This window comes from Myroides sp. N17-2, from assembly GCF_002286775.1.
In the GTDB taxonomy this organism is placed as follows: domain Bacteria; phylum Bacteroidota; class Bacteroidia; order Flavobacteriales; family Flavobacteriaceae; genus Flavobacterium.
In genome coordinates, this window is the sequence record NZ_NSGJ01000034.1 from 23367 (window position 1) to 45929 (window position 22563).

Here is a 22563-nt window from a genome sequence, read left to right on the forward strand (position 1 = left end):
TAGATATTATGGACTTAAGCCTGCAAAGATAGATTTTCTTAGCTAAGGCGACTTGTTTATTACACTTCTAGGTATATTCAAAGCAAATTACAGCTTTATTAATATCTTGATTATAGAATAAAAATAACATATCAGCGGCACTCTGTTGAAAGTCATATCCTTCTATAGTAGCAATATGAGGGAATAACTCACCATTGTGGTGTGGTTTTTCTATTATATTTTCTCCGCCGTATTTACAGTCTTCTAAAGAAAGGTTGTCAGTGTTTAATTCCTCAAAAACACCGTATATCTTCTCTGCTAAACGCTCTATATAATAATCTGAATGTTTTCCATTATCCATATCCTCTACAGTAAGTTGACGCAATCTTTCTAGACTTCGGATATCTTCTACGTGTAAGCCTGGACGATCATAATCTTTATCACATAACTTACCATACTGCTGATAATATGCTTTTCGCAGTTGATACACTGCCTCATTCTTATTGTATTCTATCTCTAATGCTGAGTATTTATTCTGATAATCCTCAGCAGTTATCACTGTACTCACTGAAAAGAAGTTCCAATCTGCATCGAACTTATACTTCCCGTCAATCACATCAAATCCAAACATATCTGCTTTAGTATAGTCTGTATGGTATTCTGGCTTATCCTCTCCTACACATCCATCGTAAATCTCCTTAACAGAAACGATGTGTAACCATTGGTCTTTAGTAGGATCTATCAGCTTAAGATTAAAAGAACAGATAGGTAAGAAATACTTCTTGTGATTTTCGATATCGTCATAGAATACATCTTCGTATTCAGGGAATAATTTTATTAATGGATTCATAGTTTTTGTTTTAATGCTAAATCTTCGCAAAGAAGTCAAATGTATTTGTTGCTATTAACTTAGGTTCTTGATTCGGATGTTCTTCATATACTTCTACGTGGACTACTTTCACATGAGCAGGTATCTTATACTCCTTTTCCTGACTGTAGTTATACCCTGCTATAGAGGCTCCTTCTTTACCAGGTTTATGCTTAATAATCACATAGTACTTTAACGAAACGCTATTGCCAGACTGCTCTCCTTCTTCAAAGCGTATCTTAGATACATGCTGAATGTGATGACCACCTGACGCAATATTACCTTGTATATTAAATACTACCAAGTTACCTTCTTTAGATAGTAGATATACAGCAGGTACAAATCTCTCTGTAACCTCCTGATAAGTGGTATAAGTATGTTGTTTTCCTGTTTCGGGTACTTCTCTAGTCACGCGCTTAGGTTCTGACATCACAGTACTTACCTGAAGCTTATCAGCATTGGTTTTACAACCCCATAAAGCGAAAAGAGAAGCTAAAAGCATAAAGTATTTCATTACTACATTTTTAAACATATCCATTGGTTAAACCCAGAAACAGCGATAGACATATAAACGAAAAGCAATTATACAAAATAGGTCTGAATTAGTGATAAAAGCATACTGTAGTATGGTTGTAGAGCTAATGAAAGAGCTATGAAGTAGAATTGATTTGTAGTATTTGGCTAATGCTGATTCTGGGTTAAAAGTAATACTTCTTACCCTATATAATCTCACTGATAATAGTGGTTTTCTTGTTTTACACCTTATTATGGGGTAAATCATTCTATGATAATCAGGCATATCTGTCAAACGTTTTTCAACCTGAAACTATCTATTTCAACTGGGTAGTAACACTAACTACTTCATTATTTTTCTATCTCTTCATTACTCTAAATACTCTTTACCTGTATAAATATCAATATAATAACTCACTGTTTTACCTTGAAGTATTACTTGAACTAACCCATCATAACTAATGTATTTATAAGCCCTCATACCTATCTCTTCTTTTTTATAATTGTTATAGAGTACATAATTCCCTTCTGTTCCTTTCTGTAAAGCATAGATACCTTTAGCAGTATCTAAAGCTAGTATAGAAGTGTACTTAGGTTCTATACTCCATAGCTGCGCTTTTCTATCCCATACCCCATATATACTATCTCCTTCTTTACCTTTTATATTTACAAGATATAATTCATTACTATCAGCATAGTACTTTACTGAAGTAACCTTCTGATGAGGCACAACCATTTCTTTAGAGGGCCAGACAAGTCTCCCTATTTGATCTGCTACCTTAAAACTATCCAAATCAAGATCTTCTACCACCTTACCATTTATATCTAGATAAAGCCAATCATAAGCCCAAATATCGTGATCATAATTAAAAACACCCAACAAGAAATAAGGAGAATTAGCAATAGAATATACTAAAGACGTTCGCTTAATAAAGTCTATTTGTACAGGAGTAGCCTCTTTAATAGCCTTGGGGAAGACTTTATCATACTGTGGAAAGGCATAAACATCATTTGTCTTCGTATCCACTAAAAGCTTAGGTACCTCAGGTGCATAACGCTCTTTATTGATTTCGTTTAATACAATACGCTCACTTCCAAATTGAATTGTAAGTGTTTCGCTCCCTTTCATCTCTTTGTGAACAGCATTCTTTTGATTCAACTCATATATTGAAAAACTCGTCGCTGAAGTCTTTATAAAGCGCTTATTGTCTAATAGTTCCGTAATATGGCGTTCTACTCGATGCAAGAGACCTTTCTTGATTTGATATATACATTCATTCCAAAAAACGTGATGTTCATCCACCGAGGTCATATCCAAATAGTAAGTATCATATAAGTAGGGAAAGTCTTTCTCAAGTAAGACCTGCTTTGTTTCCAGCACACCTATTTCTACTTGATGATAAGTCTGTTCTTTCTTAATAGCACCTCCTAAGATATTCCATTCCCAATTCCATATCGGCATCTTCTTCTCATATTCTCTCTCCTTTTTATAAAAAGTCAATCCATTCTCCACCTCTAAGGAGATTATCTTATCTGTAAAATCAACTATAGTCTTACCCTTACTATCAATCACCCCATACTCTCCTTGATCATTTATAACCACTGCAAAACCTGTATTTGTATACAAAGAAGCGCTTTTATATCGCTGATTATTAATAGGTTTTAAACTACCCTTATCTACGTAGACGAAGTCATTTTGTTTCGTTAAGAATGGAACAGAAGTAACCACATCTGCCTTTAACGGTTCTAAAGATAAGTTATCACTTTTAACCTGTGTACAAGCAGTCACTGATGTCAACATCAGAAGGTTTGTTAATAGAGCTACTTTCATTCTTTTCATTTTTGCATTCGATAAGTAACAATATTAAAAAGATAATCAGAAGGAATCAATCCCTATTAGTAGGGATGTTTAGAGGCAGATACTATAGACGATGTTTACAGATATTCATTATCACACATATAATAATATTCCCGTTTTATTTCCTAATTTTAAGCCATTGCTATTACATAGCGATACACTTAAAGAAGTGACATTATATGACAAATCATATTCCAGTTAGAGAGATAAAACCAACGGACGAAAATATCCAAATATTATCGAATACCTTTTCTATCCGTGAATTACACCCACTGACAGCGAAAGGGGATATTATACAAGCATTACACCGTCATAATTTTTACTACATACTAATAGTCAAAACGGGAACAGGTACACATCATATTGACTTTATAAAGTACGTTATTGGCGACTACACTGTATTCTTTATGGTTCCAGGACAAGTACACGAGTTACACCTCCACAAAGAAAGTACAGGGTATATCATAGAATTTACGGCTGATCTATTTGCTGATATGCCAACTAAAATACCACAACTACTAGGAAGAATGAGTAATACCAATTGCTATTCATTTAGTAAAGAGCTATTTAGTGCCTTATACGCTATCATTGATGCTATATTTGAGGAGCAACATCTAAAAAAAGACCAATATCTAGAGGTAATAAAGTGTAATCTTCATCTTTTATTTATCCATCTACAGCGAACATCAAATCTCAAGGAAAACCACAACGCCCCTACAAATAACTTATATAGGGAGCGTTATGAAGAGTTTACCTCTCTGATAACAGCAAATCTATGTAGTAATAGACAAGTGTCATTCTATGCCGCACTACTTAATCTAACCGCTTACCAACTCAATGCGATTACTAAGACAAGCACTGGTAAAAGTGCATCGGAAGTGATTAATGATTACTTTATATTAGAAGCCAAGCGCTATCTATTGGCAACTACTCTACAGGTTAATGAGGTGGCTTGGAAACTAGGGATGGAGGATGTCTCTTATTTTATACGCTACTTTAAGAAAAGAACGACGTATAGCCCTGAGAACTTTAGAAAGACATTCTCGTCTAAAAACCTATAGAGTTAAAACGTAAATTTCTATAAATGAGCAATGGCTAATAGACTAATATATCAGCCATTACTGAGTTAAACTAACTTCTCAATAGCAGGTTTTCGGCCCACAAATCGTATAACAGAACCTGTTCCTATATGATATACGCCTTCTTGTAGAGGGATTATCTTCTCCTCGAGAATTTCTATTTCGTAATTAGGAAAATATTCCTTAATCTCCTCAGTAGAGAATAGCATATCTATATTCTTAGGCCCTCCTACTTTAGGATTAGCATCCACTAACTTCTTATGTGATTTGCTAAACGCTTCAAAGATTATAAGACCACCTGGTTTAAGCCATTGGCTAATCTTCTGATGTGCTATTAATTTTATATCTGCAGGAAAGTGCGCATAGATTAAAGCAATAGCATCAAAGGAATTCTCTTTTAAAGTGATATTCTCCAAATTATCAACGATATAGTCAAGGGTAACCCCTCTCTCTGTAGCTAAAAGCTCTGCTTTATACTTCGCTTCTGTACTCTGGTCTATAGAGGTCACCTCCCATCCTAACTCTGCTGCATAGACTCCATTTCTCCCTTCTCCATCAGCAGGTAGTACTATAGTCCCTGGGATTAGAGAGCTGATCTGCTCTTTAAAAAACACATTAGGATCCTTGCCATAAGCAAACTCCTCCTCTTTATATCGTTTATCCCAGTGTAATATCTCGTCTGTAGTATTCATATCAATTATCTATTTAGGCAGCCTCTTTCTTCTATATATTAGTCAAAAAAAGCCTTATTATTCCCCACAAAGATAATTAGTTAGCAGACTAGTGATATAGCACATAACTTAGTTTAAATAGGACTATTGTTGACTTTAACCCAAAATCCGCATTAGCCAAATACTACAAAGCAATTCTACACTAGAGCTCTTTCATTAGCTCTAAAACCATACTATAGTATACTTGTATTACCTAATTCAGACCTATTACATATTTCAGGTTTAAGGAATCTATCTCTCCTCTTGCGTAAGTTATTTCTCCTTTAAAGCTTCTACAGTAAACTCCCCTGTTACTTTATAAGCCACTAGATGAAGAATATAACTCTCTTTCACAGCTTTCAAAGTGGGTTCATAGATGATTTTAGAATCTGTTTTCCTTGTTTTAGTCAACCACTGCTTCTTATATTCAACAACACTAGTTCCTGTAAATTTCTCAGTAAAATGGATAGTATCGTTCTTTATAGTACCATTCAGATAATTATATTTATCAACAGGAGGGCTAATATATTTACGACTTTTTATTTTGTTGTCCTCTATTTTATAATGTCCATAATGCTCTACGTATATAGGTTTTAAAATTTTCACAACACCATTTTCGGATATACTAAATTTATCGCTATAAACACTTTCTACCTTCATACAGAATGTTTCTTGATCTGAGTAAATAAAGAACTCAATATAGCCCGCATTATTATAATCTATATATACTTTATCTAGTTTTAGATAAGGGTTAGCTTCTAATTGAACCTTCTTTTCATATTTTATAAAATCTAAGTAATAATTATCATACAAGCTATCACTTCTTATAGAATCTGCATACACACCACCATCAGGTCCATTAAAAAAAGAAATACCCTTAAGCGTCAAATAAGCTTCAAAATCCTTATCCTTCCAAGGAAGTTTCTTCTCTTGAGCTAAACTATAAGTCACAACAGCTAGTAAAGCCAACACACTTATTATTACGTACGAACTTCTTCTCATAAATTGCTTCATAACCTGTGATATTATTAGATATTAAAAAATCTCTATCCTTTTTAATGGATCTAACTTTACTAATTGTTCTTTGCCTTTATTATTTTTAATAACTAAAGTACAATCGTCATTCGCTTCATTGACACGAATAGTTAACTCTATCTCAGTAGTTTTTTCCCCTTCTTGCATCTGCTTAAATAATTCTAAACTATATACTTCTTCAAGATATATTTTTGCACCAACTTCTTCACCTTTAGCTGTACGCCAAACCATAAGAATTCTCTTAGGTGCTGCTTCCTCTTTTAAGAATAAAGCTTCGCCTTCTGCTAAAGGAAATGTGTCCTTTATCTCTCCATTTACATACCTTATATCTCCTCCTATTAGCTTACCTCCATCTGCACATACTACCTTGACTGTGTAATCAAATCGCTGACGGAGGCTGTCCCATAGCCCATAAGGTGCCTTCTTACCTTTATTAGCCTCTCTCACATTTGTAGGAACTACATTAACATTATTCATAAATGCCGCATTCCAATAAGGTGTCAATAATTCTAAAGTCTCCGGATATAGATTAGAATCCTCTGGCGTTACTTCATAACCTTGATATCTTCCTATCTCTATTTTGCGTCCTATTCCTTTTACCCACACCACAACAACTCCCCCAGGCGCAAAACCTGCTACTACATTTCCATAATACTCTATTTCATTAGGTCTGCCATTTGCAAATTGAAGTTCATACCCTTCATCAAAGAACTTCTCCATTTTTTCATAATCTAAGTCAGCCTTAATCTGATAGGCCTTACCATGCTCTCCTTCTCCGAAGGATACCCACTCTGCCACTAACTTACGAGGTAAAGGTAGGTAACCATCACCTCCTAGATAACTTACCTCTCCCCAAGGACCTCTTACTAAACCAAAACTTAAGGCTCGATAACTAAAGCCTCCTACTGTTACCTCTACTGGATAGCCCTCAGGGCTACTTGCTCCTCCACCCCATTTATATTTCTTTTCTTGATCATAACTAGCGTATAAGCTAGATGATATAATTAACAACGCAGCTATTATACTATAATAGAGAATTCCCTTACTGCTGCTCTTAAACTGTGCTTTATCTTTTAAACTATTCATAGCCTTTTAATTATTACAGAAATGGTGATATATATTAATATTCATTATACATATATTATGAATACAATTTAACAAAAATAGTTTTATAAAATACTGTTTATCACTTATTTTATTACTATTTCTTTTATTTTTGAATATTTTGAAGCTCTAAGATTAGGCGTGTGTAATCTAGGGTAAATTCATATCTTTGCAATTCCAAGTTAGTTTCTATTTCTTTAGAAATTATTGATATTAGTTCGCTTTAGGATTATATATTTTCTCACTTATCCCAAGACAAATATTTTGTTACCAATGACTATTTATGAAGTTGATACCTTGCTCTAATTGAAAGTATATTGACAGCATTGTGTATCCATAGTGACTCCATTAAAATGCTTGTTTTAATGGAGTCACTATGGACTCATTATGGAGTCACTATGGACTCACTATGGACTCACTCAAACTAAAAGTGCATAGAAATGCCTATTTTATACTACTAATGTTTGTTTTGATTATTTTTAAATATTGACCTCGAAGATTGGTCTGGAAAATATGAATGAATATTGATATTCAGTACTATGCAAATATATAAAATAAAAATTAGCTTTTCTTGCTACACCCTTTTTATTTTGTTCTCAATTAAACAGGCTAAATAGTTTTATAACTTTAAAAGCCTTACATACTCTTACATAACATCTATAGTAAGAAATAAAAAATGGCGAAATGAAATAACTTTAGTTGTTCTTAAATCTCACCACTTTTTCCTATTATTTTAGTCAATTCTTACCCTATTGGTTAGAATATTTTTTTAAACATCGAATGTTGTGGTCCTTTAGGCCCCTGATATACCCTATTTGCATCCGTATATCCTGTCTTTAGATACAGATTATAAGCACCTTCATTCTCAAAGTTTACCCCAAAGACAATTTCATTGATTGTCGGGTAGTTCGCTTTGACATATTCAGGTAATAAAAGCAGCATAGACTTAGCGATACCTTTTTCTTGATGCTGCGGCATAATAGACAAGGTACGAAGCAAGATAGACTGTTGGTTATCCGTATAGATTAAACGATCATCTGATCTATCTAACGAGAAGAATCCCACAGGCTCATCATTATATAAAACGCAATACTGAACACGTAAAGTATTCTCTAGAACAGCAGGATTAGTCAGTATATATTTAGGCACTAAGGCAAAAGTAGCTTGGCGTTCATCTAACTCATACGAGGACAGTGCCTCAAAATAGCTTTCTTGATAGGGTTTTATAGTTACCATCGATAGATTATTTGATTGAGGGAAGCAAGTTAAACCCAAAATCCACATTAGCCAAATACTATAAAACAATTCTACTTCATAGTCCTTTCATTAGTTCTAAAACAAAATTAGGGTATGTTTGTATTACTACTTTTAGTTTATATACCTATCACATATTTCGGGCTAAAACTATTTTTTCATTCCCCTATTGCTAGTTTAAGGAGAAAGTATTTTCTTTAGCAATAAAATCAGTCATTATATGAGAAAATATTTATCTACTACACTATGTTTCATCCTGTGCTTCAATGCCTTTAGTCAAGAGCCATTAATGGATAGCATCATACAGAAGAATTATTCTACTTTTAGTCCGCTAGTAGATAAGGAATCTTTTAAAGGGCAAGGTTGGGATCTCTTGTTAAAGGAAACGAATGCTGCCAACTCAGTTGTGGTGGGAGAAATGCATTTTACAAATGAAGTGCCTTACTTTATCAATGCTTTAATCGGACAGGTAAAATTTGACAATTATTTTCAAGAGATAGATCCTTATTCAAATCGTATTTTAGAACAAAACATTAAATCATTATCTCCTGAAATGTTGAATCTTTTTGTCAATGACTTTAATTCAACATTCTCTTTTTTAGAAAGAAAAAATGATTTCAAGTTATATGAGAAGATGGTTAAGCAAGGGATACATACATTTGGTTTAGAGCAAGTATTTTTAAATTCAGATAGACTTCTATTATCTGACCTACTGAAGCAAACGAAGAATAAGGATACATACGCTATCTTAAGTGAAATGATAAAAACGTCAAAGGAACTGTCTTTAAATGAGGATATATACCTGTTTACTGAAGATTTTCTAGAGAAGAGTACCTTATTATTAAAGAGCAAACTATCTGTACAAGAAAGAGAATACTTAGAAGCGATGAAAGTTAGTAGAGAAATATACTTCGGTGGAAATCATCATTTAAGAATACAAGTGATGAAAAACACTTTGCTAAAAGAGATTGCAAATTGGTCAAATAAGAAGAACCTATTCAAGTTTGGCGCAGTCCATACTCCAAAAGGAGAAAGCCTAATGGAGATCTATGACATCGGTAATCTAGTGTCTAGTATAGAAGATGCTAACTTTAGAAACTCACTACATATTATGCTGATAGGCAAAAGTGCAGGTGAAACAGTAGAAGATCTGAAACTGTACAAATCATTTTTAGGTGTGGTGACAACTGATGAATGGTATTGTTTTGATCTTAGACCTCTTCAAAAGGCTATTTCTATGGGTAATTTAAAAATAGAAGCTCAAACATTATTGAGAATTATAAAAGGGAATGATTATCTGATCTATATCCCCCATCTAACAGAGAGTGAAAAGTTTAGTGCTAAATAGTTATACTTAGCAATAGAAAAAAATTCGCAAAGAGCAAGCTCCTCGCTAACTCTTCACAGGTATTTATTTGTAATTAGCGAAAAATGTTATACTTTTGCAATATATTGCTAACATAAGCAACCATAAGGGGTCGATCGGTATTGACAGCGAGTGGAATTAGTTAGTAAGCACGTCGAGCGTTGTTAGATTGCTCGTAAATATCATCTAACGACCTTTTTAAATGGCGAAAATAACTACGCTTTAGCTGCATAATCTGAATTACAGTAAGATTGCCTTTAGTTCCCACTAGGTGGGAGAGCTGAATTCCTCTAAAGAGCCCTGGTTTATGGCGCTTTATCCAAAGGAACCGTAAAGTAAACCTAGGAATGTTATGGTCTCGGTGACATTTCGAAACTTAAGAGGCTAAGCTTTTGGTGGCTGTTTTTTGCCAAGCCAACGGTCGAAAATCTAAGAAAAAACTAAGCGTGTAGAAAGCTTCCTGATTGCTTGTTTGGACCCGAGTTCGATTCTCGGCGACTCCACAATTTGAAGGGTTAATGATTTGATTATCAAATCATTAACCCTTTTTTTATGTCCAAAATATACTTTCGCTTTTTTGTTAAAATGTTGATTTTTTGGCATTTAATGGAATTACTTGGCGTTTAGGTGCTATAAAGCACTCTTTTTGGGCATATTCACAATTTTATTGTTAAATAAGTATATTGGTTAATTCCCCTAAATTTTCGTAATTATTGGGTCGATATAAAAAAACATCTTATTAATTACCTAAGTTTGCTCTGAACATCTCTCCTATTCTAAATCTGAGAGTACTCAAATTATAAACCTTTTAGGGTATTACGCCTTTTATCTTTAAATAGCCAAACGTAACCATAAACTACAATGGTATTTAAACTATTATCATAAGATATTAATTTAGGCTATCTCAAATTTCATAGTTTTCTTATTCAAGTCAAACTAGAATTCTAAAACATTTTCAGGTGTTATTTTCTGAATGTGAGCTAAATGAAATAAGCTTTATTTCATTTTGAATATTACTATTTGTGTTTAACAATTTATATTTTAAGACAATGATAAGTATTAGATTTATATATAGGCGTGCTCTTGATGAATGTTCATTAAGAATTAGATTCTCGTATAAAGTGCTTGATCAAGTATTTTTTGTGGAAGCTGATTCAAGGGTTAAAGTAGATAGGACTTATTGGATAAAATATCATAGAGCAAGAAATGTTACTCATCCTATTTATAGTGATATTAAAAAAGAGGTATCAAAAAAATTAAGAGAGTTAAAGAAACTTGTATTAAGGGAATCTGCTAATCTAGATGTTTATACAAAACAATGGCTTGAGGCTATTGTAGAACAATACTATGCTCCCAAAATTAAAATTATACCACCAAGAACTACTAGCGAAGAATTAAAATGTTGGTTTGATCAATATGTTATAGATAAAGGGGACGATGCAACAGCAGCTACATTAAGTAAAGCTAGGTCTGTTAAGAATCTTATTATTCGCTTTGAAAACACAATAGAGCAATGCTTACTTGTAAAAGATATAGATGTAAGAGTAATGATGACATTTGTTGAATACTGTAAGGATCAAGGATATGCTCAAAATACAATAGCTAGAAATGTTGTGTTTATAAAAACAATATGTAATCATGCAAAGATTTTTGATATTCCTGTAAGCAATACATTAGATCTAGTTAGAACAAAAAGAGAACGTGTTAGTAGTGTCTTCTTAGAGAAATTTGAATTAGAATGGATAGCTGAAGTAAAGTTAGTAGACACTCTTCTTGATATTGTTAGAGACTGGCTACTTATTTCATGTTATACAGGTCAACGTATTTCTGATTTTATGCGTTTTGATAAATCTATGATACGCTATCAAAAAAATCGTAAAGGAATAACCAAACCTTTACTAGAGTTTGTTCAGAAAAAAACAGGGAAACTAATGACTATACCTTTAAGCTCGCAAGTAATGGCTATTTTAGATAAAAGAGATGGGGACTTTCCTAAACAGTTAAATGATCAAAAATATAATGCATTAGTCAAATTAGTATGTAAAGAAGCGGGTATTAATACAAGATTACAAAGTCAATCTAAAGTAAAGCAAAAGGATGGAGTATGGCGAAGCGAAAAAGGGATGTTTTATAAATGGGAATTAGTTAGTTCACACATAGGTCGACGTTCATTTGCTACAAACAATTATGGCTTAATTCCTACTGTTTTTCTTATGAATATGACAGGACACAGCTCTGAAGCTATGTTTTTAACTTATGTTGGAAAAGGTTCAAGAGATATAGCAATACAGTTGTCTGAGTACTTTGATTAAAAGGTAATTCTTTATGTTCAATGGTTTTTTTAAACAGACTGTTCATACTTTTACAAGTAAAAAGCTATCTTCGATACAATAATTTAAAACCTAGCATTCATAAGGGTTTACAGGATATGTGTACTAATTTCGCACAACATAAATTAAGGAATAATTAACAATAAAATCAACTCTTGTTTTTTAACAGATTAATCTTAGTGATAGGGTGTTTTTGAAGGAAGAAGCGTAATCATTTTTAGGGTAGAAATGTTAGGTTTTGGAGACCATACTTGAATATACTTTTATACAAAAGAGAACAGCTCCACATAGGAGCTGTCTACCTATTCTTTTTCGAAGATGTAAAGAGTTTTAGCAGAACTTAAAGCTCCTATTTTCTCTTCATTACCTTGAAGTTGCATAATACGAACTTCTCGTTCTCCTTCTTCTGTTTTAAACTCATAACTCCAAGTAACCTTTTTACTCTTTCGATCTAATAACCCTATTTTACTTTCACTTGGATGACTTGCAAAATAAATAGAATCTTCTGTTAAAACAAACTCTGCAAGATCATTTCGGATAGCCACTAGTTTTAACTCTTCTGTCAAATCTATAAAAGTAAGTGTCCCGTCTATTGGGTTTATCTCCCAATAAAACTCCCACATAAATCCAATTAACACATTATTCTTCTCATCTATCACTGTTGCTTCTGGCAATGGAATAGCAGATGGAAGCCATCCACACTTAAAACCATCAATACAATCGATTCGATGAACCAACTGTCCTGTTTTTATATCTAACGCTATGATAGTATGATGATTTAAAGCTATCCACAACTTATCTGCTATAACACCTATAAACTTCTTTACCTTCCATTCTGCCGCTTTGTTATAAACATCGTTATGGGGGTTATTAGCAATAGATGATATATCATATTGCCAATAAATACTGCCATCTTGAATATTACAAAATCTCAATAACTCCTTATCAATAAAGAAGAATAAATTATCTTTAAGGTAACTTAAATCTATTTTCCCATCATATAATTTTATATCCTTTCTCTTTGTTCTTTTATCTACCCTATCATAATATATAAAATCGTCTTTTGACAAAATATAATAAAAATTTATTTTCTCATATGAACTTAACAGATTACCTTCATAATCATAGAGTAAATTAAAACTTCTATTTGTAAATACATTGATTATACTATCACTATAATGAATACCCCAAAAATCATCTAATTCTATAATTTTTCTATTAGGGTACAACATAATAGCTCCATTCTTCTCATAATATACTCGCTTATTTATAACCTTGGTATCTCCCACATTTTTTAAATGGTCTACTAATTCCATTAATCTACTTTTATAAATTTATAAATTGGACTATTGATATTTTCTATCTCATCAAGAAAATCATCAATACTATTTATTTTATTACCAAACAACTCTTTTATCTTACTTTCTCCTAATCCTCCTTGAGACTTAGGTTTAAAAATTTGTTCTGCATTCTTCTCATACATTTTTCTAAACTGTTCAACAACCTTATCCCTATCTGAGAATTTCAATTTATCAAACTCATACAGTATATTATCTAAAGAAGTTGTTTCTTCCAAATAACTTAAGTGTTGTCTCAAGAATATATCACTACTTGAGATACTACTAATAGATGTTGGTCCGTAACTCTTATACTCAAATTTCTTTCCTGATATTAGTTCTATATCAAATCGACAATTTAAACATATTTTGTCTATCTCTCCTTCAAATATTCCATCAAACCTTCTAACACTATTCGCTGTTATCTCTGGTGTTTCCCTTATCTTTCTCAACATAAAAGTAGCTCCTTCTACAGCGTAATTAGGATCTTTATTCTTCTTATTGATAACTTTCAGTTCTTTGATTACCTTATCAAAACCTTCTTTACCTGCAAAAGTATTCCCAAAATACAGAACATCGTCTAAATACTCATCCATATTTTTTAAGAAACTTGTCGATGCCTTTCCACAAGTACTGCACCCTGCTCTAACATTCGCCTTAATAATTTCTTCTAATCCACTTTCTCCGCCTATGGCATCTAATGCTTTTTTATTAGAAGGATGTAAGAACTCTGCTACTTTATTAAGCACAAGTTTGTCTTCTAAACTCTTCCGTTTTTGAATCCCTCTAACAAAATTAAACTGTATATCTACAAAAACAGCTCCACATAGGAGCTGTCTAATTTACACATTATATACTGGTGCTGTGGTATCTAGTACTGCTTTTAAATCTCGTGCAGCATGGTAATATCTTATATTATCAATATCATTAGCATCTTCATCATAATACTTCTTTTCTCTATCATAAATTGAATCCATACACTCCTGATACCTATCGTCATTACACAACCTAAAAATAGTAACCCTCTTAAACTGCCAGAACTGACCTAACACAGCCTCCAATTCTTCTATATCTTCCATATCTTTTATGTAATGATACAAAGTATTTAAACTTGACCATTTCTCGAAAAAAGGAAATGCTTCTACGTTGAGAATAGAGACAAATCTTAGAATAATATCATTTAACCTTTCTTTATTTACAACATCTCCATCATTTACATCATAGGGTATTAATAATTTACCTTTATTTTTATCTACGAAAGAAGAAGATGTCCCCTCTATTGTCCCACAACCTACAAGATCATTCTTAAACAAAATTTGTCGAACAATCTTCTCCATTTGTGGATAATTAATCCAATATATGGTATTTCTCACTACAAGTTCATTTTTATAATTTTCACTGATGAACCAACTAAAACCATAAATACTCTTGCCTTCATTGTTTTTTAAAAGTGTAACACTATTACTATCTGAATATTCTGTAAATTCTTCTAACAAAAAAACAATTCCATTCAAAATACTATTATTCCATTCTTTTATACTCATTTTTAAAACTGTTTAATTGGTGGAATCTTAATATTTCCAGCCCCATCACTTATTATTTTATATACATCTTCTCGATATATTCTTATGTCAATATTACCTCGCAAATTTTTAGGTAAATTACTATCTATACTTCTTATTTGATACTCAATAAAAGGTAAGTTTTTGTTGTTTTGGAATATCTCTATTAATTCACTCCATTGATTATCTGTCCACGGTGATCCATTTGTCAATTTACTATCACTTATAACAGCTTTATAGTAAGGTCTTCCTTTTTCATCTTTCACTAATTTAACAAATAAATCATCTGCAATAATATTCTTACTTCCTCCTTTTCGAAGAAGGTAGATTTGATCTAAGTGTGTAAATCCATCAGCTATCAAATCCGCAAAAGGTGGATTGATTGTCTTTATTTTAGACGTTACCAATGTTTCAAAAGTTCTTCCCCTTCCTACTACCTCTTTAAAGAACTGGCTCTTACCGATTCGTTCGGTTACTGCACGTATTACTTCATCGCTCTGTGTCTGTTTAATGATATCCCATGCATCGATAGGATTGTGTATAATAGCCTCTACTGCATCGAATAAATTCTTATTATTTAACTCCTCTGCTAAGTTACCATATTTCTTCGGATCTGATAAATAGTGATTCAGCGTTTGTAATTTCTCATCTGTCCAAATCTTACTATCATCTAATCGACGAAGTACATCATCTGATAAACCACTGCGACGTAAGCTTTCTTTAACATAACTTAATAGCTCTTTACCTTTTAAGAGTTTCACAGCTTCATTATGCTTTAAACTCTCTACTATGTCAGCTTTCTTCGTATAGTTTTTTACATCTGCAAGAACACTACTTTCAAATTCTTTTGTTAACTGTTGATTTGGTCCTAAGTAAACTGATGTCAACTGTAATTCTCCTGGTTTTATATCTCCTACATGAACTACTCTAAGTACAAAACCATCTGCATTATCTGCCTTTGTAGCTATTATACCTATTCGCTTAGCAGCATCTTCACCGATTTTTGCTCCTCCTTTAATACAAGCTGCTCCTACTAATGGAATTGCTAAAGAAGTTGAATATATACTTGTTTCAAAATAATTACCTCTTGCTGCTGAATACAATAGACTTGACTGAATTTGGCATCTCCTGCTCAAGTAGTTTAAGTAACTCTGACCCTTCTAACTTCTTAGCTATCTCAATGGTAGTATCATCAATTAGCTCCTTACCAACTGAATCTAGAAATGTATCTAACTCATTAAGATTGAATCTCTGGGTAAACTCATTCACTAAAGGATCTATGCTAGTAACTAATACTTGCTCTTCCTCTTGCATATTAACCTCTTGCTCGGTTTGTAGAGATTGCTTTAGAATAACAGGCTTACTCTCTCCCATAACACTTACACGGACGTCTTGCTTAAAGGGTAGCTCTTTTGCTGTGGTAGGATTCTCTTTTTTAAAGGGTTTATTTTTATCAGACAACAGCAAAGCGATAACAATAACAAGACTGATTATGATGATTATTTCCATGGGTTAAAGAATTGGTTTATAATGTTCTTGAAAATAAGCCTTGATATCATCCGTGTGCTCTTTAATATGCTGCTCTAAGATATTATCGATATACGCATAGAGCGTTGTTTTCTCTTCTTTAGCTAGTTGGGTAATGCGAAGTAGTACTTCGTGATGTTCAGGACGGATATACACAACTTTCCCTGCGCGAGTGGATGGGAATCGATTAGTTAAGAACTGATCAGCATACTTTTGTGAATTATTTGTTTGTTCTGTTTTCTTGAATATATTTTTCATCTTTTTTAGGTATTAAATTGGTTTGTATTTTTGGTTGTAACTCTTGGTGATCTGCTGGGCAAACTCATCAAAGTAATGCTCTAATAAATTGTCTAAATATGCGTATATCGTTATTTTGTCCTCTCCTATTACTTGAATAATACGAGTTAACTTCTCGTGAAACTCCGGCCTTATATACACCGTTTTACCATCTCTTGCATTAGTCTCTGATTTTTTAAAAAAGATATCATCATAATCATTTTCAATACTTTGCTTTGCTTGCTTTTTCTCTTTTAAAGCAGTTTTTTGCTTTGAGGATTTGTCTGCTATGATAGTTTGATCTTCGTTTGTTTCAACCTCTATCTGAACTGGTTCTTTGATTCCCTCTTTCCTCACTCCATCAACCATTAGGCTCATCATTAGCTCTTCGTCAATACGCATAGGCGATTGCTTTTTGTTTTTGTTATCTTTTTCCATGGTGTTATAATTGGATGATTGTTAAAAACTCTTCTATAAAAGCGTCTAATCCACTTGCTTTACTCAGGCGTTTATCAGGTGGTAGTAAAGTAGAGCGAAAAACAAGCTTACTTGTTTCTTCACTCTCTTTACGAAATCGCGTACTACTTTTAATTTGACTTTGCATCAAACTAAAATCCAATTCCTCAATAGCTTGGTTATAGATATTATACAAAGGAGTACTCTCCCTACCATCTACTTGGTTCCAAAATAGATTCATGCTTTGTATGGATGTCTGTGTCTTTTTCATCACAACATCTCGTAAAAGTTGTGTAAAGACAAGAGTACTTTCCATCACTACTCTATCCGCTGTTATAGGAGTAAAAATATAGTGCATGCCTGATAACGCATTGATTATTCCAGCGGTATTAACCGTTCCTGGCAAATCAAAGAAAACAACATCAATAGGGATAGGTGACTCACTTACAAACTGCTTTGCAGCTTTTAGTACATCATCCGCTTTCTCTTGTATTATTGGATAAGTTTTCTTGTTGATGGTAGTAAACTGCTTATGAGCGAGTTTTTTTAAACTCTCATTTTCCATAACTACAGTTAAATCTCTTTCTTTCATTTTCACAAGACTGTGCTGTGGAAAATCCGCATCAAAAACAACTACATTGTAGCCCAATTGATAATGTAAAATACTTGCTACTAACGTAGTAAACGTGCTTTTACCAACTCCTCCTTTTTGAGAAGAGAAGGCTACAAAAATTGGTTCTTTTTTTGTTTTCATAATTGTATGTATTTAGCTACTTGCGCAAATAAATAGATTAGTCAATAGATACATCTATTAGAAAGCTCATAGTGGTCTATAGTTGTAATTAAACATCTCTTTAAGTACTGAATATTATATTCAGATAAGTAGTGTCATATTAAGCACTTCACTTAACTATGTATCAAGCTACAATTGCAATTCCCACAATAGATACCGAATTACGGAGCTATTTACTATGCTAAGGATATCTCTCTATACTACTGCGAGTAATGACCTAACCACTTACTTCTTTAACTACTAGAATACTGAGTAACAGAGTTACCTGCTTATTTTACTACAACAGTACTGATTCACAGGACTACTTGCTTTTTTAACTACATTAGTACTGAGTGACCGACCTATTTACTTGGGCAAATATGATTATACATACAAAGAAACCTCATATACTAGCTTTATTTGATTTATGGAGTTTTAAGGTAGTACTTGGCATTTTAGTGCAGAATAGTGAGTGATTTCTTAATATGAAATCACTTTAGATTTTACTTTGTAAAATAAGAGGAATTACTAATCGAAAGATTAGAGCAAGTTATGTTTTGAGGCACTCGAAACTACGTTCGTGCCATCAAAACGACTTGCTCTTGCAGAGGGCTGGAAAACTACTCCGAAGTCGCTAGTTTTTTGTTGAAATAGAGTGTTAACTCAAAATATTGAGGGGTTTACGGATTTCCGTAATAGTAATCGGTAAATATTTCTTTATTTTACCATATATAATATTTTACTTTACTATGTCAAAATACAATACACTTATTACTATTTTAGATGAAATTAGAAAGGAAGCTCCTGGAAATTATACTTTTTACCATCCTCTTGAAACTGAAGATGAAAAATTAAATAAAGCTAGATCGAGAGCATATATTCACTTGTTCTTGAAAGTTAGATTTGGATTATTAACATTTGAAGAAAGAGAGTATTTTGTAACTGATGGAACAAATGATGGAGGGGTAGATGGTTACTATATTGATAATGAAAATAAAAAAATATATTTTATACAATCAAAATTTAGAGATAATCAACTAAATTTTGAAAGTAGAGAAATTAAATATGAGGAATTAATCAATATGGATATTGATAGAATTACTGATGGTGAAAAAACATATGAAAATGGTTCTAAGTATAATGATAAAATACAAAAATTAATACAAACTATTTCAACAATACCAGATATTGGAAGATATAAATATGAGATTATAATTATAGCTAATACTAAAGTAGTCTCACAGAACAAATTAAAAAAACTATCAGATGGGAACCCTGTCCAAGAATTCAATTTTGAAAGAGCATATAAAGAATTAGTATTTCCTGTAATTTGTGGGACATATTATGATCAGAAAGAACTAATTATTGAAATAAATCTAAGTAACAAAACATCCGAAGAAATTAGTTATTCTGTTGAAACCGAATTTACTGACTGCCAAATAACAGCATTATTTATTCCTACATTGGAAATAGCAAAAACATTATATAAGTATAAAAATTCAATATTAAAATACAATCCAAGAAGTTACTTAGATATGAAATCTGGTACAGTAAATTCTGAAATAGCTAACACATTAACTTCTAAAGACACAAATGAATTTGCACTATACAATAACGGAATAACAATGTTATCTGATGACACCAACCTTAATAAAAAAATTGCAAAAAAAGGAATTGGACAATTAATCATTGCTAATCCACAGATTATTAATGGAGGGCAAACAGCCTTTACACTAAGTAGAATCTATGAAGACTGTTTAGAGCATAAAGAAGACCTTAAAGTATTTGAAGGTAAAGAAGTATTATTAAAAATTATAACATTTAATGAAACTATTAAAGATGGACATAGTGACAACAAACTTAAACTAATTGAAGCTATATCTAAAGCAACAAACCAACAAACAACTGTATCAGAAGCAGATAGAAGATCAAATGATAAAATACAAATAGAGCTTCAAAACCTTATTTTTGATGAATTCGGTTATTTTTATCAACGTAAAGCAGGAGAATTTAGCGAAGGAATAAAGAACAAATATATAGATAGAAAAAAAATTATTGATCGCGAAGTCTTACTAAGATTAATATTAGCATGTCAAAGAAAACCAACTGAAGCAAGACGATCTGGTGGCTCAACTTTATTCAAAAAAAATAATTTCGATAAAGTACTCAAGGATACCTCTAAATATAAATCTTACATTAATGCATATTTTATTTTACAAGAACTTAATAACTATCAGATAAAATATAGTAAAGATAAAAACAATAAAGATGGTATAATTAACTTTGGTCACGCTCTAAGATATGGTAAATATGCTGTGATAAGTGCTATTATAAAAGATCATAAAATATTAGTAGAAACTGAAATTAATAAAACAGTAAATTTATATTTAAATGCTTGGTTAGAGTTTGAAAAATATGCTATAGAGCACTCCATAAACTCAAAATATTTCCTTGAAATCAAGGATTCAGACAAGAAAGAAAAAAGGCAAATTTTGAATTTTGATGGTTTCTATAAAGGAACCACCCTAAATAAAGAAATAAGTGATTTTGATTTTAAAACTATAATAGAACAAAAGCTTTAAAAGCTTTTGTTCTATTATAATCTACGCATTTAACGATTATACTATTGTTCATATAGCTCGTATATCATTTTTAAAAGATTTTAAAGCTTTCAAGAGAAAATCCGAACAGCCTACAATTAGAATGATTTTAAAGTTTAATTCTTGGCGAGGATATTCAAAATATATCTTGGATATAAATTAAACTAATATTATGATAATTGTTATTTTATGCCATAATATCTTAATATATAAGATACTCCTTGGTGATAAATGCCTTCTTCTAAAATTACTTGTGTTTCATAAGATTCTCTCATAGATAAGTCTTTGAAAGTTTCTTTCATTTGATCATAATTATAAAGCTCTGATGCTTCTCTTGATCCTCCTGCAAATGGGTTTTCTTGATTATACTTGGTTTGTTTTTTACTGAATCCCTCAAAGATTAATCTTCCTCCTGGTTTTAGATATTTAACCAGTTCACTGTGTTCTAAAGGAGTGTAAATTAAAGCTACTACATCAAAAGAAGCTAACTCATAAGTAAGTTCTTTCATATTTTTTAATTCATAGTTTAGCTTCACTCCTGTTTGCTGTGCAAGTTTTAAAACCTTTGTTTTTCCGTAAGAGCTAATATCAAAACAATATACCTCCCATCCTTTACTAGCGGCGTAAACAGCGTTTCTTCCTTCTCCTTCACCTGCTAACAGAATTTTGCCAGGAATCAAACTATCAATCTTATCTTTAAAGTAACTATTAGGAAGAATGCCATAGGCATATTCTTCTTCTTGGTACATCTTGTCAAAAATACTAAGCTTATCTTCTGGCTCTTGGTACTCCTCTAGCGCTAAAATATTTGTATTAGTTTCAACACAATATATGTCGTGTTTAATCAATCTATTGTTTAGGAATCGTTCTGTATCAATAGCAGCCATACAGCCACTACCTGCTGCTGTAATAGCTTGTCTATACTTAGTGTCCTGAACATCTCCACAGGCAAAGATGCCTGGAACATTAGTTTCAGTTGATCCTGCAATAGTTTTGATATAACCTACTTCATCTGTATTGACCAAAGAGGTAAATACTTCCGTATTAGGAGAATGACCAATGGCAATGAAAATACCATCTACATTAACTTGTCTTTGGATATTAGATTGGTTGTTAAACACTACTGCCCCTTCAACGAAATGTTCATTTCCGATAACTTCTAATAGTTCTGTATTGTAATGAATTTCTACATTATCATAACCCTGCAAGTGCTCTTGTATAATAGCTGATGCTCTAAAGTGATCCTTTCTAACTAATAGATGTACTTTGCTAGCTAAATTAGCCAAGAACATAGCTTCTTCTAATGCTGTATCTCCTCCTCCAACTACAATTACTTCTTTTCCTTTGTAAAAGTATCCATCACAAGTAGCACACGCTGATACTCCCATTCCTAAATACTTTTGTTCATTGGGAATACCTAAATACTTAGCTGAGGCTCCTGTAGCAATAATAACGCTATCACTTAAGTAAATTGCTCCATCACTTGCCGTTAGTTTAAAAGGTCTATCAAAAGCATCTACTGACACAATCATTTGATATTTTACCTCTGTTCCAAAGCGCAAAGCCTGTTGCAGCATATCATTGACAAGATCTGTTCCCTGTATTCCATTTGGAAAGCCAGGGTAATTGTCCACATCAGTTGTTTGAGTTAATTGTCCTCCTTGTAAGATACCCGAAAAAAGTACTGGTTTTCGTCCATAACGAGCAGCATATATTGCAGCAGTATAACCTGCGGGACCAGACCCTATAATGATACATTCATGTTTTTCCATTCTATTTGTAGATTTAATTTTACTGATTCAAAATTCAGAATTACTTTCTATCTCGTTCTTAAGCATATGGGATGAAAAATGGTACAAAACACAGATGCTTGTGTTTGTATAAAAAAAGCAAGTGATCTTGGCTAAATCACTTGCTTTTGAAATCTAATATAAATT

Annotated in this window: 20 protein-coding genes, 1 other RNA gene and 1 pseudogene; 5 read left to right on the forward strand and 17 right to left on the reverse strand. The window is 32.4% G+C overall.

Going from position 1 to position 22563, the window contains the following annotated elements:
* Window positions 1–67: 67 nt before the first annotated feature.
* From CF599_RS13515 to CF599_RS13530, 3 genes are all read right to left on the reverse strand, one after another.
* Window positions 68–829, reverse strand: coding sequence for a hypothetical protein (locus CF599_RS13515; RefSeq protein WP_121966541.1), 762 nt, complete (start codon window positions 827–829; stop codon window positions 68–70).
* 16 nt (window positions 830–845) lie between these two features.
* Entirely contained in the window at window positions 846–1379 is a 534-nt protein-coding gene (locus CF599_RS13520; RefSeq protein WP_254050312.1) for a hypothetical protein, read from the reverse strand.
* Window positions 1380–1730: 351 nt separating this feature from the next.
* Window positions 1731–3191, reverse strand: a complete 1461-nt coding sequence (locus CF599_RS13530; RefSeq protein WP_121966563.1) for a hypothetical protein — start codon at window positions 3189–3191, stop codon at window positions 1731–1733.
* Between the two features lie 206 nt (window positions 3192–3397).
* On the opposite strand from CF599_RS13530, the gene CF599_RS13535 reads away from it, so the two are divergent.
* Window positions 3398–4279 carry an AraC family transcriptional regulator gene (locus CF599_RS13535; RefSeq protein ID WP_121966543.1) on the forward strand — a complete coding sequence of 294 codons (882 nt, stop codon included), beginning with the start codon at window positions 3398–3400 and terminating at the stop codon, window positions 4277–4279.
* A gap of 65 nt (window positions 4280–4344) precedes the next feature.
* Here the strand turns inward: CF599_RS13535 and CF599_RS13540 are convergent, their stop codons facing one another.
* The 4 genes from CF599_RS13540 to CF599_RS13555 form a co-directional block, all read right to left on the reverse strand.
* Window positions 4345–4989: a bifunctional 2-polyprenyl-6-hydroxyphenol methylase/3-demethylubiquinol 3-O-methyltransferase UbiG gene (locus CF599_RS13540; RefSeq protein ID WP_121966544.1), complete on the reverse strand. Its 645-nt coding sequence runs from the start codon at window positions 4987–4989 to the stop codon at window positions 4345–4347.
* Window positions 4990–5280: 291 nt separating this feature from the next.
* Entirely contained in the window at window positions 5281–6021 is a 741-nt protein-coding gene (locus tag CF599_RS13545) for a hypothetical protein (protein WP_121966545.1), read from the reverse strand.
* Window positions 6022–6042: 21 nt separating this feature from the next.
* Window positions 6043–7128, reverse strand: a complete 1086-nt coding sequence (locus tag CF599_RS13550; protein WP_121966546.1) for a DUF2931 family protein — start codon at window positions 7126–7128, stop codon at window positions 6043–6045.
* A 774-nt stretch (window positions 7129–7902) separates the two neighbouring features.
* The gene (locus CF599_RS13555; protein ID WP_121966547.1) at window positions 7903–8382 is read right to left on the reverse strand and encodes a GNAT family N-acetyltransferase; all 480 of its coding nucleotides are present in this window, start codon (window positions 8380–8382) and stop codon (window positions 7903–7905) included.
* Between the two features lie 238 nt (window positions 8383–8620).
* Between CF599_RS13555 and CF599_RS13560 the strand changes: the two genes are divergently transcribed.
* The 3 genes from CF599_RS13560 (at window position 8621) to CF599_RS13570 (ending at window position 12078) form a co-directional block, all read left to right on the forward strand.
* Window positions 8621–9748 (forward strand): hypothetical protein, encoded by a 1128-nt coding sequence (locus tag CF599_RS13560; RefSeq protein ID WP_121966548.1) that lies wholly within the window; start codon window positions 8621–8623, stop codon window positions 9746–9748.
* Between the two features lie 126 nt (window positions 9749–9874).
* Window positions 9875–10272, forward strand: a transfer-messenger RNA (tmRNA) gene (gene ssrA, locus CF599_RS13565).
* Window positions 10273–10815: 543 nt separating this feature from the next.
* Window positions 10816–12078: a phage integrase SAM-like domain-containing protein gene (locus tag CF599_RS13570; protein WP_121966549.1), complete on the forward strand. Its 1263-nt coding sequence runs from the start codon at window positions 10816–10818 to the stop codon at window positions 12076–12078.
* Between the two features lie 320 nt (window positions 12079–12398).
* On the opposite strand, the gene CF599_RS19890 is transcribed toward CF599_RS13570, so the two are convergent.
* The 8 genes from CF599_RS19890 to CF599_RS13610 form a co-directional block, all read right to left on the reverse strand.
* Entirely contained in the window at window positions 12399–13412 is a 1014-nt protein-coding gene (locus CF599_RS19890; protein WP_254050313.1) for a hypothetical protein, read from the reverse strand.
* On the reverse strand, window positions 13412–14182 hold the full coding sequence (locus tag CF599_RS13580) for a hypothetical protein (protein ID WP_121966550.1): 771 nt from the start codon (window positions 14180–14182) through the stop codon (window positions 13412–13414). The genes CF599_RS19890 and CF599_RS13580 overlap by 1 nt, the downstream gene beginning before the upstream one ends.
* A 93-nt stretch (window positions 14183–14275) precedes the next feature.
* Entirely contained in the window at window positions 14276–14977 is a 702-nt protein-coding gene (locus CF599_RS13585) for a hypothetical protein (protein WP_121966551.1), read from the reverse strand.
* 2 nt (window positions 14978–14979) lie between these two features.
* Entirely contained in the window at window positions 14980–16098 is a 1119-nt protein-coding gene (locus CF599_RS19895) for a hypothetical protein (RefSeq protein WP_254050314.1), read from the reverse strand.
* Entirely contained in the window at window positions 16076–16504 is a 429-nt protein-coding gene (locus tag CF599_RS13595; protein ID WP_121966552.1) for a hypothetical protein, read from the reverse strand. The genes CF599_RS19895 and CF599_RS13595 overlap by 23 nt, the downstream gene beginning before the upstream one ends.
* A 3-nt stretch (window positions 16505–16507) precedes the next feature.
* Window positions 16508–16780, reverse strand: coding sequence for a DUF3408 domain-containing protein (locus CF599_RS13600; RefSeq protein ID WP_121966553.1), 273 nt, complete (start codon window positions 16778–16780; stop codon window positions 16508–16510).
* A gap of 12 nt (window positions 16781–16792) precedes the next feature.
* Window positions 16793–17236: a DUF3408 domain-containing protein gene (locus tag CF599_RS13605; protein ID WP_121966554.1), complete on the reverse strand. Its 444-nt coding sequence runs from the start codon at window positions 17234–17236 to the stop codon at window positions 16793–16795.
* 4 nt (window positions 17237–17240) lie between these two features.
* Window positions 17241–18008: a ParA family protein gene (locus tag CF599_RS13610; RefSeq protein ID WP_121966555.1), complete on the reverse strand. Its 768-nt coding sequence runs from the start codon at window positions 18006–18008 to the stop codon at window positions 17241–17243.
* Window positions 18009–18775: 767 nt separating this feature from the next.
* Here CF599_RS13610 and CF599_RS13615 point away from each other — a divergent pair.
* A complete protein-coding gene (locus CF599_RS13615; protein WP_121966556.1) occupies window positions 18776–20608 on the forward strand; it encodes an AIPR family protein in 1833 nt (610 codons plus the stop codon).
* A gap of 200 nt (window positions 20609–20808) precedes the next feature.
* Here CF599_RS13615 and CF599_RS19900 read toward each other — a convergent pair whose 3' ends face one another.
* Both CF599_RS19900 and trxB read right to left on the reverse strand, forming a co-directional pair.
* On the reverse strand, window positions 20809–21375 hold the full coding sequence (locus CF599_RS19900) for a bifunctional 2-polyprenyl-6-hydroxyphenol methylase/3-demethylubiquinol 3-O-methyltransferase UbiG (protein WP_254050316.1): 567 nt from the start codon (window positions 21373–21375) through the stop codon (window positions 20809–20811).
* 108 nt (window positions 21376–21483) lie between these two features.
* A pseudogene (trxB, locus tag CF599_RS19905) lies at window positions 21484–22398 on the reverse strand (thioredoxin-disulfide reductase); the annotation flags it as partial.
* Window positions 22399–22563 lie beyond the last annotated feature (165 nt).

What these genes read in the sequence shown, in the direction of transcription:
- CF599_RS13515 (WP_121966541.1), bottom strand. Translation starts at nt 829, where the DNA reads ATGAATCCATTAATAAAATTATTCCCTGAATACGAAGATGTATTCTAT.
- CF599_RS13520 (WP_254050312.1), bottom strand. Translation starts at nt 1,379, where the DNA reads ATGTTTAAAAATGTAGTAATGAAATACTTTATGCTTTTAGCTTCTCTT.
- CF599_RS13530 (WP_121966563.1), bottom strand. Translation starts at nt 3,191, where the DNA reads ATGAAAGTAGCTCTATTAACAAACCTTCTGATGTTGACATCAGTGACT.
- CF599_RS13535 (WP_121966543.1), top strand. Translation starts at nt 3,398, where the DNA reads ATGACAAATCATATTCCAGTTAGAGAGATAAAACCAACGGACGAAAAT.
- CF599_RS13540 (WP_121966544.1), bottom strand. Translation starts at nt 4,989, where the DNA reads ATGAATACTACAGACGAGATATTACACTGGGATAAACGATATAAAGAG.
- CF599_RS13545 (WP_121966545.1), bottom strand. Translation starts at nt 6,021, where the DNA reads ATGAAGCAATTTATGAGAAGAAGTTCGTACGTAATAATAAGTGTGTTG.
- CF599_RS13550 (WP_121966546.1), bottom strand. Translation starts at nt 7,128, where the DNA reads ATGAATAGTTTAAAAGATAAAGCACAGTTTAAGAGCAGCAGTAAGGGA.
- CF599_RS13555 (WP_121966547.1), bottom strand. Translation starts at nt 8,382, where the DNA reads ATGGTAACTATAAAACCCTATCAAGAAAGCTATTTTGAGGCACTGTCC.
- CF599_RS13560 (WP_121966548.1), top strand. Translation starts at nt 8,621, where the DNA reads ATGAGAAAATATTTATCTACTACACTATGTTTCATCCTGTGCTTCAAT.
- CF599_RS13570 (WP_121966549.1), top strand. Translation starts at nt 10,816, where the DNA reads ATGATAAGTATTAGATTTATATATAGGCGTGCTCTTGATGAATGTTCA.
- CF599_RS19890 (WP_254050313.1), bottom strand. Translation starts at nt 13,412, where the DNA reads ATGGAATTAGTAGACCATTTAAAAAATGTGGGAGATACCAAGGTTATA.
- CF599_RS13585 (WP_121966551.1), bottom strand. Translation starts at nt 14,977, where the DNA reads ATGAGTATAAAAGAATGGAATAATAGTATTTTGAATGGAATTGTTTTT.
- CF599_RS13595 (WP_121966552.1), bottom strand. Translation starts at nt 16,504, where the DNA reads ATGGAAATAATCATCATAATCAGTCTTGTTATTGTTATCGCTTTGCTG.
- CF599_RS13600 (WP_121966553.1), bottom strand. Translation starts at nt 16,780, where the DNA reads ATGAAAAATATATTCAAGAAAACAGAACAAACAAATAATTCACAAAAG.
- CF599_RS13605 (WP_121966554.1), bottom strand. Translation starts at nt 17,236, where the DNA reads ATGGAAAAAGATAACAAAAACAAAAAGCAATCGCCTATGCGTATTGAC.
- CF599_RS13610 (WP_121966555.1), bottom strand. Translation starts at nt 18,008, where the DNA reads ATGAAAACAAAAAAAGAACCAATTTTTGTAGCCTTCTCTTCTCAAAAA.
- CF599_RS13615 (WP_121966556.1), top strand. Translation starts at nt 18,776, where the DNA reads ATGTCAAAATACAATACACTTATTACTATTTTAGATGAAATTAGAAAG.
- CF599_RS19900 (WP_254050316.1), bottom strand. Translation starts at nt 21,375, where the DNA reads ATGTACCAAGAAGAAGAATATGCCTATGGCATTCTTCCTAATAGTTAC.